This window comes from Maridesulfovibrio sp., assembly GCF_965230075.1.
Lineage (GTDB): Bacteria > Desulfobacterota > Desulfovibrionia > Desulfovibrionales > Desulfovibrionaceae > Maridesulfovibrio.
Genome location: NZ_OZ245945.1, coordinates 4,612,207 through 4,629,032, shown reverse-complemented (window position 1 = coordinate 4,629,032; position 16,826 = coordinate 4,612,207). Strand labels below are relative to the sequence as shown.

17 protein-coding genes are annotated in these 16,826 nt (G+C 50.7%); 4 read left to right on the top strand and 13 right to left on the bottom strand.

Features of this window, described 5'->3' with window-relative positions; all coding sequences use genetic code 11:
* Positions 1-2: 2 nt before the first annotated feature.
* The gene (locus ACO05Z_RS20895; RefSeq protein WP_421904123.1) at positions 3-569 is read right to left on the bottom strand and encodes a helix-turn-helix domain-containing protein; all 567 of its coding nucleotides are present in this window, start codon (positions 567-569) and stop codon (positions 3-5) included.
* A 325-nt stretch (positions 570-894) separates the two neighbouring features.
* On the opposite strand from ACO05Z_RS20895, the gene ACO05Z_RS20890 reads away from it, so the two are divergent.
* Positions 895-1,656: a tetratricopeptide repeat protein gene (locus ACO05Z_RS20890; protein ID WP_421904122.1), complete on the top strand. Its 762-nt coding sequence runs from the start codon at positions 895-897 to the stop codon at positions 1,654-1,656.
* A gap of 65 nt (positions 1,657-1,721) precedes the next feature.
* On the opposite strand, the gene ACO05Z_RS20885 is transcribed toward ACO05Z_RS20890, so the two are convergent.
* The 6 genes from ACO05Z_RS20885 to hisS all read right to left on the bottom strand — a co-directional run bounded on the left by ACO05Z_RS20885 (position 1,722) and on the right by hisS (position 8,683).
* Positions 1,722-3,014, bottom strand: coding sequence for a transcription antitermination factor NusB (locus ACO05Z_RS20885; protein WP_421904121.1), 1,293 nt, complete (start codon positions 3,012-3,014; stop codon positions 1,722-1,724).
* Between the two features lie 15 nt (positions 3,015-3,029).
* Positions 3,030-3,848, bottom strand: a complete 819-nt coding sequence (locus tag ACO05Z_RS20880) for a DUF116 domain-containing protein (protein ID WP_421904120.1) — start codon at positions 3,846-3,848, stop codon at positions 3,030-3,032.
* A gap of 40 nt (positions 3,849-3,888) precedes the next feature.
* Complete coding sequence (fmt, locus tag ACO05Z_RS20875; protein WP_421904119.1) at positions 3,889-4,839, bottom strand: methionyl-tRNA formyltransferase; 951 nt, start codon at positions 4,837-4,839, stop codon at positions 3,889-3,891.
* On the bottom strand, positions 4,815-5,327 hold the full coding sequence (def, locus tag ACO05Z_RS20870; RefSeq protein WP_421904118.1) for a peptide deformylase: 513 nt from the start codon (positions 5,325-5,327) through the stop codon (positions 4,815-4,817). The genes fmt and def overlap by 25 nt, the downstream gene beginning before the upstream one ends.
* Positions 5,328-5,588: 261 nt before the next feature.
* The gene (gene aspS, locus ACO05Z_RS20865; protein WP_421904117.1) at positions 5,589-7,412 is read right to left on the bottom strand and encodes an aspartate--tRNA ligase; all 1,824 of its coding nucleotides are present in this window, start codon (positions 7,410-7,412) and stop codon (positions 5,589-5,591) included.
* Between the two features lie 32 nt (positions 7,413-7,444).
* A complete protein-coding gene (gene hisS / locus ACO05Z_RS20860) occupies positions 7,445-8,683 on the bottom strand; it encodes a histidine--tRNA ligase (protein ID WP_421904116.1) in 1,239 nt (412 codons plus the stop codon).
* 193 nt (positions 8,684-8,876) lie between these two features.
* Here hisS and ACO05Z_RS20855 point away from each other — a divergent pair, with 193 nt between their 5' ends.
* Both ACO05Z_RS20855 and ACO05Z_RS20850 read left to right on the top strand, forming a co-directional pair.
* Positions 8,877-9,347: a DUF2628 domain-containing protein gene (locus tag ACO05Z_RS20855; protein ID WP_421904115.1), complete on the top strand. Its 471-nt coding sequence runs from the start codon at positions 8,877-8,879 to the stop codon at positions 9,345-9,347.
* Between the two features lie 37 nt (positions 9,348-9,384).
* Entirely contained in the window at positions 9,385-10,293 is a 909-nt protein-coding gene (locus tag ACO05Z_RS20850) for a caspase family protein (protein ID WP_421904114.1), read from the top strand.
* Positions 10,294-10,332: 39 nt separating this feature from the next.
* Here the strand turns inward: ACO05Z_RS20850 and ACO05Z_RS20845 are convergent, their stop codons facing one another.
* From ACO05Z_RS20845 to buk, 5 genes are all read right to left on the bottom strand, one after another.
* Positions 10,333-11,217, bottom strand: a complete 885-nt coding sequence (locus tag ACO05Z_RS20845; protein ID WP_421904113.1) for a serine O-acetyltransferase — start codon at positions 11,215-11,217, stop codon at positions 10,333-10,335.
* Between the two features lie 10 nt (positions 11,218-11,227).
* Positions 11,228-12,151 (bottom strand): cysteine synthase A, encoded by a 924-nt coding sequence (cysK, locus tag ACO05Z_RS20840; protein WP_421904112.1) that lies wholly within the window; start codon positions 12,149-12,151, stop codon positions 11,228-11,230.
* Between the two features lie 98 nt (positions 12,152-12,249).
* Entirely contained in the window at positions 12,250-13,440 is a 1,191-nt protein-coding gene (nifS, locus tag ACO05Z_RS20835) for a cysteine desulfurase NifS (RefSeq protein ID WP_421904111.1), read from the bottom strand.
* Between the two features lie 2 nt (positions 13,441-13,442).
* Positions 13,443-14,282 (bottom strand): Fe-S cluster assembly protein NifU, encoded by an 840-nt coding sequence (gene nifU / locus ACO05Z_RS20830; RefSeq protein ID WP_421904110.1) that lies wholly within the window; start codon positions 14,280-14,282, stop codon positions 13,443-13,445.
* Between the two features lie 382 nt (positions 14,283-14,664).
* On the bottom strand, positions 14,665-15,753 hold the full coding sequence (gene buk / locus ACO05Z_RS20825) for a butyrate kinase (protein ID WP_421904109.1): 1,089 nt from the start codon (positions 15,751-15,753) through the stop codon (positions 14,665-14,667).
* A 180-nt stretch (positions 15,754-15,933) separates the two neighbouring features.
* On the opposite strand from buk, the gene ACO05Z_RS20820 reads away from it, so the two are divergent.
* Positions 15,934-16,572 (top strand): TetR/AcrR family transcriptional regulator, encoded by a 639-nt coding sequence (locus tag ACO05Z_RS20820; RefSeq protein ID WP_421904108.1) that lies wholly within the window; start codon positions 15,934-15,936, stop codon positions 16,570-16,572.
* Between the two features lie 115 nt (positions 16,573-16,687).
* On the opposite strand, the gene ACO05Z_RS20815 is transcribed toward ACO05Z_RS20820, so the two are convergent.
* A complete protein-coding gene (locus tag ACO05Z_RS20815) occupies positions 16,688-16,822 on the bottom strand; it encodes a hypothetical protein (protein ID WP_421904107.1) in 135 nt (44 codons plus the stop codon).
* Positions 16,823-16,826: the final 4 nt, after the last annotated feature.

Here is a 16,826-nt window from a genome sequence, read left to right as displayed (position 1 = left end):
TCTTATTCCGGGAAATAAAGAACCGCGTAGATATCACACTTTTCATTGCCTTCAGCAGCAACATAGTGCGGAACCACGGAATTGAAATATACGCTGTCACCAGCTTCCAACACGCTTTCTTCCTTGCCGTAAACCACTTTGAGTTTACCGGAAACAACGATGATGAATTCCTCACCTTCGTGAGAAGTCAGTTTGGGTTCGCCGTCCTCAGGCTGGATCTCGATGAAAAAGGGCTCCATGTGACGGTCGCTCTTGCCTTTGGCAAGGGAGAAGTACTTCATGGATGCGGTCTTTTCCTGATCGGAATGCATGGTGAACTCTTCCTTACGCTCGCCAAGCTTGACGATGAGCGGGTCTTTGCTGACCTGATCATCAAGGAAAGTGCCGAGTCTGACGCCAAGGGCTCTTGCAATCTTAAGTAGGGGGCCTAGGGAGGGGTATTTTTCTTTTTCTTCTACGGCTTCAAGGAAATCAACTCCAAGGCCTGTGCGTGAGGAAAACTCTTCAAGGCTGATGCCCTGTTTTTCCCTAAATGTCTTAATACGATGTCCTACTTTTGCTTTGCTCATAACTCCCTCTACTTTTCTAAACCCGCTTACACGGCATTTTGATAAAACCACAAAAAAAAGTTAAAAATGAGTACTTACATCAATGTCGAAAGTTTGTCATCTTTATCAACCTTAATGCACTTATTTTTAACAATCATCAAAACGACAGTCAGTCTAAATCTTCCATCAAGAAAAATGAAGAACAAAATTAGGCAGTAACAGATTTTTTCTCGCTATTTCAGATGACAATAATAATCGTGCGTCAATACTAAATTTTGTTAGTGGAATTTTTTGTAAATATTATCTATAGTGCGCATAAATTACAGGAAATCAAAAGGGAAGATAAATGGCCGCGGCAGATCACAATACAGATAGACAGCAAATCAAGGGTGTCTTCTCCAGTCAGAATGTACAAAAGATTGGAACAGGTACCACCGTGCGCCGGACCATCAGTAAAATGTACTGGATGGCTGAGGAACTTAACCCTGAGAATGTAGAAGTGCAGGCCCTGAACACAAGTTATATCCCTGCCGGACCGAAGTCCGTTGTTCCCATGGAAGAGTTCCTTTCAAAATATTCTCCTGAGCCTGAATTTTACGTTTCTACGGTCTACCCCAAAATGCAGGAGCTGAACACCACCATTGAGCGTGGGGAAAAAGCAAGGCAGGCCGGAGCGACTTACAGTGCGGAATTTGAATTCCAAAATGCGCTGGGTGTTGATGAAGATAACGTTAAAGCAAACTTCGGCCTCGGGCTCACTTACATGGAACGCGGGGAATCCAACAAGGCCAACGATATTTTCAACAGGTTGGTTAAGCTTGATGCCGCCTTCCAGACTGAACATAAACACCTGTTCAATGAATTCGGTATCAACCTGCGCAAAACCGGCATGCAGGATCAGGCCATCGATTATTACGAACGGGCCCTTGAAATGACCAGCAACGATGAAAACCTGCACTACAACATTGCCCGGGCATATTTTGAAAAAGGCGTACTCGATAAATGCTCCGCGCATCTGAAAAAGGCACTTGAATTAAACGAGGGACATGAGGAAGCAGCCAAATTTCTGGAATTTCTCAAGAAACATCACCCTGAGCAGGTCGCATAACTGCTCTGATAGCAGCAAATTTAAAATCCCCTTCCATCAAATGATGAAAGGGGATTTCTTTTTAACTATTTTTTCTCAATCAAAGCCGAATAGAAAAATTCGTGCAATTCCGAATCCGGCGGTGTGGTCCACTCTTTAACCGGGACCGCATCCTTGTGCCGCTTGAGAAATGCCCCAATCTGACCTTCGTTCTCAGCCGGATTGAGGGTGCAGGTGATATAGGCCAACCGCCCTCCCTTACGTATGGTTTTCCATGCGTTGTCCAGAATACGTGACTGCAGATGGACCAAAGAATCAACATCTTCCGGGGTACGTTTGAACTTGGTGTCCGGCCTGCGGGAAAGCACGCCCAGCCCGGAACAGGGCACATCCAGCAATGCAGTACCTATGGACTCTTTTGCCAGCGGCGGGTTGATAGCTGAAGCACGGAAAGCCGCCACAGAAGGAACTTCCCTTTTCAGGGCTGCCAATCTGCGTTTATGGGGATCGCTGGCAATAATAGGTGAAATATTCTTTGAATGGAGAAAACGAGATTTACCGCCACGGCCGGAACAACCGTCCCAAACCGGAGTCGGCCATTCCTGTGGATCAAGTACGGAAAGAGCTTCACGGGCCGCATAGCTCTGGCGGGTCACAGATTCCTTCAAACCTTTAAAGACCTCTGGCCAGTAACCGGAATAAAAAGCAAAAGCCTGTCCGTCGGAAGCAATGTAATCATCCTCAGCCAGCAGAACCACGGCAGCGGCCTTGGCCTTTTTATCCTCAGTATCAAGCACGAAACCGGCTGCCGGGGGGCAGATCTGGGCTTCCAGATACTGGACGGCCTTATCACGGCCGTAGCTGTCCACCCAAAGTTCCACAATCCATTCCGGGCAGGAATAATAAGCGGAAAGAAATTCGATTTCGGAATCGCTGTTGCGGCGGAAGAAATCTTCGTCAGCACCATCTTCTGCAAGCCTTGCCACCTTACGCAGCACAGCATTTGCCAGACCGCCAAGTTTACCACGGGAAAGGCGCTTTGCGGAATCCACACCCCAGTCCACGGAAGCATAAGCCGGAACATCCATATGCAGAATTTCATAAGCAGCCATCCCCAGTACGCGCAGCACGGGAACTGGTAATCCGTCAGGGCGGGAAAGAAAACAATTCAGAACAGCTTGCAAGCGCAAACGCATACGCAGGTAGCCGTAGAGAATTTCAGTGACAAATCCCCGGTCACGACCGTCCAGATTTGCCGATGTCAGAGCATTATCGAGCACGGCCTGTGCGTCAGCCCCACCGTCTAAAGCGCGGGTCACACATTCATAGGCAACACCCCTCGGTCCGGGCAAAGAATTGGCTTTCTTTTGCTTTTTCATCTGCAGATTCCCGGCCTAAAGCCCGGTAAGAGGGGTCAGGGCAACGTTTTTGTCCACATCTTCGGGCAGCTTATCTTCCTTGATAAAACGACGCAGTGCGTTCTCCACATCAATGAGAGAAACCTGTGTATCAAGGCAAGGACCGTTAGGACGCTCATTGAGCACACCGTAAACCGGAAGCGGATAGGTATCCTGAATACCGCTGGCAAGGTCACGTTCACAGGCGATGGCAATGATCATACGCGGACGGTTCTGCACAACCAGACGGCGGGCAATTGTACCCCCAGTTGCAACGTGGAAATGCACGCCGTACTTGTCACGCAGTTCCAGCAGACCTTTGATGGTGCACAAACCGCAGCGCTTGCAGTTATCAATGTCGTAGGTCAGGCGCATATCGCATCGGCTGGCCTGCAGACAGTGCGGAGTCAGGATCATGATCTTCTCAGGATCAAAACGACCGACCTCAGAAAGGACCAACTCGTTATTGACCTTAATAAAAGAACCACGAATCTTGCGCTTGGAAAGCCCGAACACGCGCCCCAGAATGGTCATCAGGGGCAGGAAAAGCTTAACGCTCAGTCCACGCGCTTTCTGAGAAAATGGGAAAGTGCGCTGGAGCACCACATTGGTAAGCAGGCCGACATAGCCCCAGCCGACCAGCACGATGAGCGCGAAAATGAACAGTCCCCAGCTCCATGAAGCCCACGCACCAAAAGAATCCAGTCCGGCATAAGGCACATACCAAAGCAGGGCCAGAAAAGCACAAAGCAATACACAGGTTCCGGTGATCAGACCGATAAAAAGACGCTTTTTGTTATCTTTTTCTACACTCATCTATATTAAATCCAAACCGGGCAGCGGACCGCCCGGTAATTTAGCATTTATTCATATAGCCGCACATGAAGGCCTTGCCGTCCATTTCTTTCTTTCCGGCAGGCTTGACCTTGGATGCGAGGTAAATCTTATCTTGGCAGGCGATGCCGAGCATACCATCATACTCGCCGACGATGGTTCCGGGGGCGTGATCACCGACCTCGTCATCACCGGGTTTACCGGGAGAAAGCACGAGGCGGATAGGATCTTTGCCTTCGGGAGTCCAGAAGAAATAGGCACCCGGCCACGGATACATCCCCCTGATCTTGTTGTGCACTTCCTTGACCGGAAGGTTCCAATCGATCAGCCCTTCTTCCTTGCTCAACTTTTCAGCATAGGTGGCAATGGAATCATCCTGCGGCATGACAGTCAGCCGACCATCACGGTAACGCAACAGCGTTTCCATAACCAGCGGGCCACCCATGTCAGCCAGTTCATCATGAACTTTTCCGGTAAAGTCATCCCAAGCAATGCCAAGAGCCTGCTGAACCAGAATAGGTCCGGTATCAAGGCCAGCTTCCATCTTCATGATGGTGATCCCAGTGGCGTTATCGCCATTGGCAACCGACCTATGAATGGGCGCTGCACCGCGGTACTTGGGCAGCAGGGAAGCATGCACGTTGATGGGCATGACAGCAGGAACGTCCAGCACAGACTGGGGCAGGATCAGCCCATAGGCAGCAACCACCAGAAAGTCCGGCTCCAGAGCACGCAGCTCTTCAACATCCTTTTCGTCCTTGAAATTCAAGGGCTGGTAAACCGGTATGTCGTTATTGAGAGCAACATCCTTAACAGCGGAACAACGCACCTTCTGCCCGCGGCCGCATTTGCGGTCCGGCTGGGTATAAGCTGCAATGACTTCACATCCGTCCCATTCCACGAGATATTCGAGAATGGTGGACGCAAAGTCAGGTGTTCCCATAAATACTATTTTCCAGCGCTTTTCAGCCATTTTTTCACCTTCTTATCGTACATTGCACGTTTCAGGCGGCCTACACGGTCGACAATGAGAGTTCCATCCAGATGGTCAATTTCATGCTGCAGCACAATGGCCAAAAAATCGTCTGCTTCAATGCGCAGTTCATTACCTTCGAGGTCAGTACCGGTAACGGTAACTGTCTCGTGGCGCTTGATCACGCATTTGAAACCGGGGCAGGAAAGGCAGGCTTCTTCGGAATCCACCTTCTGACTGCTTTTTTCAACGATTTCAGGGTTGATGATGACCTGCAGGTCAGTGCGCTCTTTAGGGCCGGAAGGATCAATAACTATCAGACGCTTCTGGATTCCGACCTGCGGGGCAGCAAGGCCCACACCGTCGTCCTCGTACATGGTCTCAATCATGTTATCGACCTGCTCCTTCAATTCAGGAGTAACTTCTTCGACCTTAACGCATACTTCTTTCAAAGAAGGTTCAGGATAAGCTAAAATATCTAGTTTCATATCTATGCCTCCGGCGGCCCTACCGGGAGTCCCTTCGGGGACCAGAGAACCTTTTCTTGGAAAGAAAAGGTTCTCTGGACTCTCCAAAAAAACTTTTTATTAGGGCTTCGCCATCGTTAGCGTAAAGTAGTTCTTCGTATATCAAGCAAGTAGAAGTCCTCAAACCAGCCCAAACCAAAACTATTAAAAGGTTTTGGAAGAGTCCAGAGAACCCTTTTGTAAAAGGGTTCTTTGGCCCCCGGAGGGCCGCCGGAGGCATTCTTATGCTTCTTTCTTTTCTCTAAGACGAATACCGAGCTCACGGAGCTGGGTAGCGGATACGCCTGCGGGTGCTTCGGTCATCAGGCAGGTTGCTTTCTGGGTTTTGGGGAAAGCGATTACGTCCCTGATGGATTTTGCGCCGCACAGAATCATAATAAGTCTGTCCAGACCAAAAGCAATACCACCATGCGGCGGTGCGCCGAACTGGAGTGCATCCATGAGGAAGCCGAACTTGGCGCGGGCTTCTTCTTCGTCAATGCCCAGAGCAGCAAACATTTTTTCCTGCATTTCGGGGGTGTGGATACGAATGGAACCGCCACCTACTTCGTAACCGTTCATAACGAGGTCGTATGCACGGGCGAGGGCTTCGGCGGGCTTATCTGCCAGTTCGTCGATCTGCCCTTCCTGCGGAGAGGTAAAGGGATGGTGACGGGCAACGTAACGTTTTTCGTCAGCGTTGTACTCAAGCAGCGGGAAGTCGGTAACCCAGAGGGGTGCGAACTTGGACTCATCGATGAGTTCAAAACGCTCACCAAGCTTGAGACGCAGAGCGGCAAGAGCGGCGTTGACGATGTCGGCTGCTCCGGCCTGGAAGAAAAGGATGTCGCCGGGCTGGCAGTTGGTGAGTTCACGCAGCTTGGCGCACTCTTCTTCGGAGAAGAATTTAACAATGGGAGACTGCCATTCGCCGTCTTCCTTAACTTTGATCCATGCCAGACCTTTGGAACCGTAGATTTCAACAAACTTGGTGTACTCGTCGATTTCCTTACGGGAAAGTTCGGCACCGTTGGGAACACGCAGGATCTTGATCAGCTCGGAGCTGGCGAAGACCTTGAAGTCGGACCCCTTGAAGATATCGGTAGCTTCCTGAAGCTTAAGGTCGAAACGTACGTCAGGCTTGTCGCAACCGTAATCGCGCATGGCGTCTGCATAGCTCATGCGGGGGAAGGATGCGGGCAGTTCAGTTTCGATGGTCTCTTTAAAAACAGTGCGAACCATTTCTTCAGCCATACCCATGACCTGTTCTTCGTTCACAAAGCTCATCTCAATATCGATCTGGGTGAACTCGGGCTGACGGTCGGCACGGAGGTCTTCGTCGCGAAAGCATTTAACAATCTGGAAATAACGGTCCATGCCGGAAACCATGAGCATCTGCTTGAATAGCTGCGGAGACTGCGGCAGGGCGTAGAAATCACCGTTGTTCATACGGCTGGGTACAAGGAAGTCACGCGCACCTTCGGGGGTGGACTTGGTCAGCACCGGAGTTTCGATTTCGAGGAAACCGAGGTTGTCGAGGTAACGGCGTACGGACTGGGCAGCCTTGTTGCGCAGGATAAAATTCTTGGCAAGTGTGGGGCGGCGCAGGTCCAGAAAACGGTATTTCAGACGCAGCATTTCGGACGCATCGGAGCGGTCTTCAATGGCGAACGGGGGAGTTTCAGAAGTGTTGAGAAGCTTCCACTCGTCAACAACGATTTCGATCTCACCGGTGGTCAGGTTGGTGTTGCGCATGCCGTCGGGGCGTTCGCGAACTTCACCTTTGATGGCTACCACGTATTCGGAACGGATAGCGTGTGCACGCTCGTGAGCATCTGCATTGTGCTCGGGGCTGAAAACAACCTGAGTAAGACCTTCACGGTCACGCAGGTCGATGAAAATCAGACCACCGTGGTCACGGCGGAACTGCACCCAACCCATAATCAGGACTTTTTCGCCCATGTTTGCTGCGGTGATCTCGTTGCAGCTGTGGGTGCGTGTCCAGTCGCCGAGGGATTCAATCACTCGGTATTCGTCGTAATCGCGTTCTTCAATTTGTTCAGACATTTTTGTCTCTCCCGATATTTATTTGAAATTTTCTATTTGAAATATTCGTCGCGGCTGACAGTTTCCTGTTCGCCGCCTTCGGTCATATCCTTGATGGTGACCGTTCCGTTTTCGAATTCATCCGCACCGAAGATAAAACACTTCGCTGCATTAATCTTGTTGGCATGGCGGAGCTGGGCTTTCATGCTCTTGGCTGTGAAGCCAACTTCACCTTTAAGGCCGGAGCGACGCAATTTCTCACCGAAGATGAGTGCGTCCTTGGCAGCCCTTTCATCTACGAGGGCCACATAAAAATCAGTAGCAGCTTCGTATTCACCTTCCAGCAGCATGGCAAGACGTTCCATACCGCAGGCAAAACCGATACCCGGCACCTTCTTAGGTCCACCAAGGGATTCTACCAGACCGTCGTAACGGCCGCCGCCGGCAACAGCGGTCTGCGCACCGATGTCTCCGGAAGTGACTTCAAAGGTAGTCCGCTGGTAATAGTCCAATCCGCGCACAAGGCGGGGATTAAGGGTGTATTCCAGTCCGGCTTCATCGATAAGGCTGATGACAACATCGAAGTGCTCGCGGCACTCTGTGCAAAGGTGGTCGGGAATGGAGGGAGCATCCTTGGTCAGCTCCTTACATCTCTTGACCTTGCAATCGAGCACACGCAGGGGGTTGGTGTCCACGCGACGCTGGCAGTCATCGCAAAGTTCGCTCTTGTCGAGAGAATTGAAGAAATCCTTGAGAGCCTGATTGTACTTGGGACGACACTCAGGGCAGCCAAGAGAGTTCAGCTCAAAGGAAAGTTTCTCCAGACCGATTCCTTTCAGGAAACCGGAAAGCATAAGCAGAACTTCCGCGTCAGCCTGAGGCTCGGATGCGCCGAAAACCTCAGCATTTATCTGGTGAAACTGGCGCATACGTCCGGCCTGCGGCCTTTCATAGCGGAACATGGGACCGAAGGTGAAAAATTTGCTGACCTTGCCCGGCTGGTAGATCTTGTTTTCCACGTAAGCACGAACAACCCCGGCGGTTGCTTCGGGGCGCATGGTCAGGGAACGGTTCTTACGGTCGGGGAAGGTGTACATTTCTTTCTGCACAACATCGGTTTCTTCACCGATGGAGCGGCAGAAAAGTTCGGTCTTTTCAAGGATGGGAGTCCTCAGTTCGCCGAAACCGTAAGAGGTGAAAACATCCCTTGCGGTCTTCTCCATGAACGCATATCTTGCACTATCCTCTGGAAAGAGGTCTGCAACGCCTTTGATTTTCTGTATTTTTGCCATTTCTCTTCTCTTTGCGAATTTCCGGGGAATGCTGATATTTGTAGTCCGCCCCCGGCACGGAGCGTGGAACCAAATTTCGTTAGTCTATTATCATATGAATGTCAAAAAGCCTTACTGCGGCACAATCATTTAGATTGCCCTTATTGCTAAACAGCTCAAGCTGCGGCATTAAGGGGTCAGGAGATTAAACATTATGGAAATGATCACTTCACAGGATTACGAAGAATACATCGGCCCCAATGCGGGAAAATATCTTTTCAACTTTGCCAAATTCCAGCAACTGCATGACGGCTTTACAGTCACATGGCACTGGCCCGCATTTCTGTTCGGGTTCTGGTGGTTCCTGTACCGCAAAATGTACTTTTGGGCAGCAGTAACTTTCCTGATCGGATTTCTGCCCTTCGGAAATTTCATTGCCCAGATCGGCTACGGCATGAGTGCATACTTTTTCTACTACCGAGACAGCACAGCCAAAATCGGAGCCATCAAATCCACCGCCCCGGTCGGCGGAGCCTCAATCATCATGCGCGATACCGGAGGGGTTCACGGCTGGGTAAAGATTGTCGGCCTGCTCTGCTTTTTCCTGCAACCGATCTGGATTTTCTTCATGTCCCTTTTCTTCGGGAGTGCTTTCATCTTTTCTTTCCATCAAGTTGTGGTATAACAGTTGTAGATACCATAATTTGAAGGGGGGTTCCTAAATGAAAACAGCTATCTCACTCCGGCTGCTCTGCGCTTTCTTTGTGGCAGCAATGTCAATCATGCTGCTTTCCGCTAATGATTGTCTGGCTCAAAAAAGGTTGGCGCTGCTTATCGGCAACTCAGCTTATAAAAACGGCCCGCTGAAGAATCCGGTCAATGATGTCGCCGCCATGAACAGCGCACTTAAAAGAGTAGGCTTTGATGTCATGGTGCTGAAAAATGCGGACCGGAACGCCATAGGCCGGGCAATTGATAAATTCGGAAGTCAGCTTAAAAACTATGATGTGGGATTGTTTTATTTTTCCGGTCACGGTCTGCAGGTCAACGGCATCAACTACCTCTGCCCGCTGGGCATGAAACTTCAGGGACAATCCGATGTGCCTTATGAAGCAATCGATGCCGGAAAGGTGCTGGCTAAAATGGAAGATGCCGGAAACCGTATGAACGTGGTCATCCTCGATGCCTGCCGCAACAACCCCTTCAAACGCAGCTTCCGTTCTGCACGTAACGGTCTGGCTCAGATGGACGCGCCCACCGGCTCATTCATCGCCTTTGCCACTTCTCCGGGCAAGGTTGCCTATGACGGCAAGGGCCGCAACAGTCCCTACGTAACCCACATGATCGGCAATATGAACAGGAAAGGCGTGACCATTGAAAAATTCTTCAAACAGGTCCGCCGCGGTGTAATGAAAGACACAGGCAAAAAGCAGGTCCCGTGGGAATCCTCTTCCATGGTCGGCGACTTCTACTTTGCCGGAAAAGGCTCAGCCTCCTCCAGTTCTTCCAGCTCTTCAGCTTCGCAGCCTTCAAGTCAGCCGGCAAGTAATCAGCAGCAATACACTCCCCCGCCGCCACCCAAACCCAAGAAGAACAAAGATGAGCAGATTATGGATATGATTTTGAATTAGATCATAAAAGAAAAGGCCCGCTTGAGCGGGCCTTTTTAATTATCTTTGCAGCAATCTCTCACCGGCATCGACTGAGCGGGTCACCCAGACGTTACCGCCGATGACCGAACCTTCACCGATGGTAACTCGACCGAGGATAGTGGCCCCGGAGTAGACGATGACGTCATCTTCCACAATGGGATGACGAGGAATGCCTTTGATCAACTGACCGGAATCATCTGATGGGAAGCTCTTAGCTCCCAAGGTTACGCCCTGATAGAGACGTACGTTGCGACCAATGATGCAGGTTTCACCGATAACGGTACCTGTGCCGTGGTCGATGAAAAAGTGCTCGCCCACCTGCGCACCGGGATGGATATCGATCCCGGTTTTGGAATGGGCCATCTCACCGATGATGCGCGGAATGAGGTCCACCTCCAGCTTGTACAGCTCATGGGCGATACGATGGTGGGTCATAGCGATGATGCTGGGGTAGCAGAAAATAGTCTCGCCGGGACTCTTGGACGCAGGGTCACCCACGTAAGCGGCCTGCACGTCAGTAGCGAGCAGACGGCGAATTTCCGGCAACTTTTCCATAAACTGTGAAGCTATGCGCTGCGCATCTGCTTCACAGCTGGTACAGTTAAATTCATCGGCCTTGCAGAAAAAACAATGTCCGCGCAGAATCTGTTCTTCCAGAATCCTGTATGCCACATCAAGGTTGCCCCCGATGTGATAGCGCATGGTCTCGGGACGGATTTCGGAATCCCCGAAATAACCGGGAAACAGAACCGCCCGCAGCCTTTCCACAAACTCGCCCAGAGCAGTAACAGAAGGCATTGGACGGTCATGTTCAGGCATGTGATACACAGTCTGATATGACTCTTCCTCGCACAAGGCGTCCACAACCTTCGTCAGCACGGAGCCGCCGATCTTACTAACCATTTTCTAAACCTCAGTCCTTGAACAAGGCGGTGCTTAAGTAACGCTCCCCAGTATCGGGAACCACAAAGAGCACCAGCTTGTCCTTGTTTTCTTCAAGTTTTGCGATCTCCACAGCCGCATGGGCCGCTGCCCCGGCTGAGATACCGCATAAAATTCCTTCTTCCTGAATAAGTCTGCGGGACATGGCAATGGCATCCTCATCCGCAACCTTAACTATCTCGTCAACTATATCAGCCTGCAAGACCTCAGGAACAAACCCGGCCCCGATGCCCTGAATACCGTGCGGGGATGGTCCGCCGCCGGACAGGACCGGGGATTTTTCCGGTTCAACCGCAACAACCTTGATTGCCGGGTTGCGTTTCTTCAGCTCAGCGCCGACTCCAGTGATGGTGCCACCAGTACCGACTCCAGCCACAAAAATATCAATATTGCCGTCAGTATCTTCCCAGATTTCATTGACGGTTTTATTACGGTGGGCCAACGGATTGTCCGGGTTATCGAACTGCAAAGGCAGGAATGCATTGGGGTCGGCCTCGGCAATTTCCTTAGCTTTGTTCACTGCTCCGGTCATGCCCTGTGCCGCCGGGGTCAGTACCAGTTCAGCACCGAAACCTTTAAGCAGGTCCTTGCGTTCCTGACTCATGGACTCCGGCATGGTCAAAATCAGCTTATACCCTTTGACCGCGCAGACAAAAGCCAGCCCGATACCGGTATTACCACTCGTCGGTTCCACCACAGTAGCACCCGGCTTGAGCACACCACGCTTTTCGGCTTCCTCAATCATGGAAACGCCGATACGGTCTTTAACTGATGAACAGGGGTTAAAAAACTCCAGCTTGGCAACAACTTGGGCAGTGCAGCCTTCAGTAACTTTATTCAACCTGACTAAAGGAGTGTTGCCCACTAAAGAAATCATGGAATCATGAATATTCATGTTAAACTCACTTGTTTCTAAATCCCTGCCTTAATTCAATGCAAAAAGCAAAAATATGGGTGAAATTTTAAAATATATAAAATTTCACCCATTGAATCTTAATGATCGTGATCGTCTACCCAATCCAGGCCTTCATCACCGCGACGGAAGGGAGACATCTCACGCAATCTGCTGATGATGGGCGGCAGTTCCTTAAGCACCAGATCGATATCTTCATCGGTGTTGTAGGTGGACAGGGAGAAACGAAGCGAACCGTGGGCAAAAGTAAAAGGCACACCCATGGCCCGAAGCACGTGTGACGGTTCAAGGGAACCGGAAGTACATGCAGAACCGGAGCTTGCGGCAATGCCGAACTGGTCGAGCATGAGCAGCATGGCCTCACCTTCAATATATTTGAAAGCGATGGACAGGGTGTTGGGCAGTCTCATTTCCCGATCACCATTGATGATGGCATCGGGAATAGCAGCCATAAGCCCTTTTTCAAGGCGATCACGCATGGCCCGCACACGGGTGTTCTCATCGTCAATGTGCTTGACTGCAAGCTCCATGGCTACGCCGAGCCCTACAATACCTGGAATATTCTCAGTTCCACCGCGCCTGCCGTGTTCCTGATGACCACCGAGCATGAAGGGACGGAAGGGGGCATTCTTGCGCACGAACAGGGCACCGATTCCCTTGGGGGCGTGAATCTTGTGTCCGGAAAGGACTAGGTAATCCACGGGCAGAGTCTGGAGGTCAATGGCAATCTTACCCACAGCCTGCACAGCATCTGTATGGAAAAGCACACCGTGCTTCTTAGCGATTTCAGCCATTTCCTGAATGGGCGAAATTACACCGGATTCATTGTTGGCATACATAACCGAGACAAGGGCGGTGTCGGGACGAAAAGCAGTGCGGTACTGATCCATATCGAACTTGCCCTTGGAATCAACGGACAGGTAGGTCACGTCGTACCCCTTGCGCTCATAATGCTTGGCGACATTGAGTACCGCCGGATGCTCTATACGGGTGGTGATGATGTGACGTTTTTCAGGCTGAGCTTCGAGAGCGGAAAAAATGGCGGTATTGTCGCCCTCGGTTCCACAGGAGGTGAAAATGATTTCACTGGGGTCGCAATTCAACCCGGCAGCAATTTTCTGACGGGCCTGCTCCATGAGCATGCCGGACTGACCGCCGAGACGGTGCATGGATGAGGGGTTACCGAATTCATCACCGAGCAGAGGCAGAATTGCTTCACGAACTTCAGGTGCGACCATGGTAGTAGCGTTGTTATCGAGATATGCTGACATGATTAGCCCTCCCGCACGCTGATTTCAGGTTCCACAGTTTCCTTGAGCCGGCGCTCAACAAAATCCTTGAGAGTGCGCCCGCTGGAAGGACAGCCTACGCAGGCTCCGCGCAGGGAAACGATTACTTCGTGACCGTCAATATCGATAAGTTCAATGTCGCCGCCATCCTTGTTCAGGGCCGGACGAATCTCTTCATCGATAACCTTGGTTACCAGCTGAAAACGCTTAATGTTGGTCAGCTTGGCCGGCTTTTCCGGCTCCGGGGCAGGCTTTGCTGCTTCACCGGTCAGGACTTCGGTAATGATCTCGTTAATGCGACCATGACAGTCCTCACAACCGCCACCGGCCTTGGTGAAGTTGGTTACTTCTTCAAGGGTGGTCAGCTTGTTTTCCTTAACGGCACGAATGATCTGAAGGTCAGTCACGCCGAAGCACTTACAGACAATCTCACCTTCAGGTGCGGGGGCAGCTTCGAGGCCGCGATACTTACGGATTGCATCTTCAAGGGCTTCCTGTCCCATGACTGAACAGTGCATCTTTTCCTTGGGCAATCCGCCAAGGGCCTCAGCAATATCCTTGTTGCTGACCTTGGCAGCTTCATCAAGAGTCATGCCCTTGATCAGCTCAGTGAGCACGGAGCTGGAAGCAATGGCGCTGGCGCAGCCGAAGGTCTGAAACTTGGCATCAGTAATGCGCTCGTCTTCATCAATTTTAAGAAACAACCTCAAGGCATCACCACAGGATAGAGAACCGACTTCGCCGATGGCATCTGCGTCTTCAATTACCCCGACATTCTTGGGGTTGAGAAAGTGTTCCTGAACCTTACTAGTATATTCCCACATATTATCCTCCGCATATCAATTGCGTGAATCAGGTTTATAAGAAATATTTTAAGCATACCCTCTTACGAATTTTTTCGAAAGAAAAACGGCCTGCCTTCTATTTTCAGCAAAATTTCATACCATTTTGGTATGATTTATTCTACGCTCAAGCCCCATGCTTAGCAAGTTTTTTGTGCTTTCACCGTAGATATTAGGTTGTAATCTTTAAATGACAAGAGGGGGAACTGGAATTCCCCCAAATTTCATCCACAAAAAACCGCACACTTTACGATATAAAACGGCGAAGCCCTATTAAAAAAGTTTGGGATTCTTAAACCCTTTTCAAAGGTTTTAAGCCGCCGGAGGCAAATTCTTTTCATCAAATCGCGCAAAGCGCATCAAATTAACTCTTATATTCCTGCGGCTGCAGCTCACCGCGCAACACCGCCAGACCGCCCCGGCCCATAACTTCCATTTCTTCAAGGCCGGTAACCACTTTCACCGGAGCAATGAATCCGACCACCTCCTCCACAGCCTTGACCAACAACTCACTACGGGCCACACCGCCGGTAAGGATAATCGCATCAATGGGGCGCTTTTGCGGATCATCCTTCATCAGAGCCGGGATAAAGGAGCAAATATGTTTGGAAGCATTGTAAACGAGAGCATCCAGCACCAAACGAGCTTCATCATCTCCGTCTTCCATGCGGGCCTGCACCTCGCGCATATCATTAGTTCCCAGCAATCCTAAAACGCCTGATCTGGAGGTGATAACCTTACGCATTTCATCAAAAGAATATTGCCCTGATTCCACAAGATTGAGCACAGGAAGAATAGGCAATGTCCCGGAACGCTCAGGACTAAAAGGGCCTTCACCGTCAAGGGCGTTGATTACATCGACCACCTTGCCGTATCTGTGGGCGCCGATGGACACCCCGCCGCCCATGTGCCCGACAATGAACTTAGCCTGCTCGTATTCCAATCCCATTTCAGCGGCCACGCTGCGGGCAACCCCGCGCTGGCTCAAAGCATGAAAAACGCTGCGCCGCTTGATCTCCGGCAACCCGGTAACCTTGGCAACAGGGTCCATTTCATCGGTGACCACTGGGTCCATGATCATGGACGGCACGCCCCATTGCTCTGCAAATTCACGGGCAAGCATCGCCCCGAGATTGCAGGGATGGACACCGTAGCGCCCGCTTTCCAAATCTGAAATCATCTCATCACTTATGGAATAAGGTCCGCCGGGGATGGGCTTAAGCAAACCGCCGCGCCCCACAACCATATCCGGTGTTCCTTTTTCATGCTCATCTTTAATAAGTGCCATAACAGCTGCACTGCGAAAATCTTTTTGTTCCATTACAGTGGAAAACTTATCTATTCTTTCACGGGGATGGCTCACTTCAGCGTCAAAATCTATCTTACCTTCGTTGAAGATCGCCACTTTGGTTGATGTTGATCCGGGATTAATTACAAGAATTCTCGAACCCATTAATATTCTCCGTAAGTTTGCTGCAAATTTAAGTTTATGCATTATGTGCTAAAATGGAGAAAAACAAAAGTAACACTCTACATTCCCGGACTCCTTGACTAAAATCAAGTGAGAGTTACTTTTTAAAATATGGTATAATTACAAATACAAACAACACCCTTCACTCAAAAGGCCACCGCTATGACTTTAAAAGTAGTACCCATCAACACCCTGACCGCAACACGCCGTAAAATCCTGCATGCCGCCTACAAATGTGCGGCAAAGACCGGATTCAACAATCTTGATGTGGATGAAATTACACTTAAGGCCGGGGTAACCCGCAAGACCCTCTACAGCTATTTCAATGGCTTGGAAAATTTAATGAGTGAGTTAGCGGTATCCGGTATTTACTGGCCGACCACCGAAGAATTGCTGTCCAATGCGCCGCCGGAATTCCCGGAAATAGAGCCGGAAAAGCAGGTTGCAGCATTTTTCACCGCTCTGCGCCGGACCTTGGAAACAAGGCCGGACACCCTGCGTCTGCTGGCTTGGGAAATGCTGGAGCGGACCCCGCTCTCTGATTTACTGGAAGATGTGCGGGTACGTACCGCGCTGGAATTTTTCGAACACATGACCCCGGATGTACCCGATGATGTGGACCTTGCAGCCGCGGTAGCAATATTGGGCGGAGCCATATCCTATCTCTCCATCCGCTCCTTGAACACCAAACACTTCGGCGGGGTCAGCCTGCAAGACGAGGTCGGCTGTGAACGCATGGAGGCAGCCATGCAGGATATGCTGCGCGGATTACTCTGCCCCTGCCGGGAACCGCAGGAGTAGTTCAGCTACTTCTTCATCCTGAAAAACATGACCAGCGGCGAGACTACCACCATGGCAACCATAGCCATCTCCGCTGACAGGAACTGTTGCGCGCCGACACAGACCCCGAGTACAATCAAGAACCACGGAATCCAATCCAGAGCACATTCGGCTTGGAGCGGCGCAGTCTTGTGCCCAAGATGAAAGGAAGCACAGTTGCGCCGAGGATGATGATTGCAGTGAGGATTATATTGAGGGTGGATGGGTCCATGGGG

Excerpts from the sequence above, each read along its gene's own strand:
- hisS (WP_421904116.1), bottom strand. The coding sequence starts at position 8,683 with ATGGCAAAAATACAGAAAATCAAAGGCGTTGCAGACCTCTTTCCAGAG.
- ACO05Z_RS20885 (WP_421904121.1), bottom strand. The coding sequence starts at position 3,014 with ATGAAAAAGCAAAAGAAAGCCAATTCTTTGCCCGGACCGAGGGGTGTT.
- buk (WP_421904109.1), bottom strand. The coding sequence starts at position 15,753 with ATGGGTTCGAGAATTCTTGTAATTAATCCCGGATCAACATCAACCAAA.
- ACO05Z_RS20890 (WP_421904122.1), top strand. The coding sequence starts at position 895 with ATGGCCGCGGCAGATCACAATACAGATAGACAGCAAATCAAGGGTGTC.
- ACO05Z_RS20820 (WP_421904108.1), top strand. The coding sequence starts at position 15,934 with ATGACTTTAAAAGTAGTACCCATCAACACCCTGACCGCAACACGCCGT.
- ACO05Z_RS20880 (WP_421904120.1), bottom strand. The coding sequence starts at position 3,848 with ATGAGTGTAGAAAAAGATAACAAAAAGCGTCTTTTTATCGGTCTGATC.
- ACO05Z_RS20895 (WP_421904123.1), bottom strand. The coding sequence starts at position 569 with ATGAGCAAAGCAAAAGTAGGACATCGTATTAAGACATTTAGGGAAAAA.
- def (WP_421904118.1), bottom strand. The coding sequence starts at position 5,327 with ATGAAACTAGATATTTTAGCTTATCCTGAACCTTCTTTGAAAGAAGTA.
- nifU (WP_421904110.1), bottom strand. The coding sequence starts at position 14,282 with ATGTGGGAATATACTAGTAAGGTTCAGGAACACTTTCTCAACCCCAAG.
- cysK (WP_421904112.1), bottom strand. The coding sequence starts at position 12,151 with ATGAATATTCATGATTCCATGATTTCTTTAGTGGGCAACACTCCTTTA.
- ACO05Z_RS20850 (WP_421904114.1), top strand. The coding sequence starts at position 9,385 with ATGAAAACAGCTATCTCACTCCGGCTGCTCTGCGCTTTCTTTGTGGCA.
- aspS (WP_421904117.1), bottom strand. The coding sequence starts at position 7,412 with ATGTCTGAACAAATTGAAGAACGCGATTACGACGAATACCGAGTGATT.
- ACO05Z_RS20815 (WP_421904107.1), bottom strand. The coding sequence starts at position 16,822 with ATGGACCCATCCACCCTCAATATAATCCTCACTGCAATCATCATCCTC.
- fmt (WP_421904119.1), bottom strand. The coding sequence starts at position 4,839 with ATGGCTGAAAAGCGCTGGAAAATAGTATTTATGGGAACACCTGACTTT.
- ACO05Z_RS20845 (WP_421904113.1), bottom strand. The coding sequence starts at position 11,217 with ATGGTTAGTAAGATCGGCGGCTCCGTGCTGACGAAGGTTGTGGACGCC.
- ACO05Z_RS20855 (WP_421904115.1), top strand. The coding sequence starts at position 8,877 with ATGGAAATGATCACTTCACAGGATTACGAAGAATACATCGGCCCCAAT.
- nifS (WP_421904111.1), bottom strand. The coding sequence starts at position 13,440 with ATGTCAGCATATCTCGATAACAACGCTACTACCATGGTCGCACCTGAA.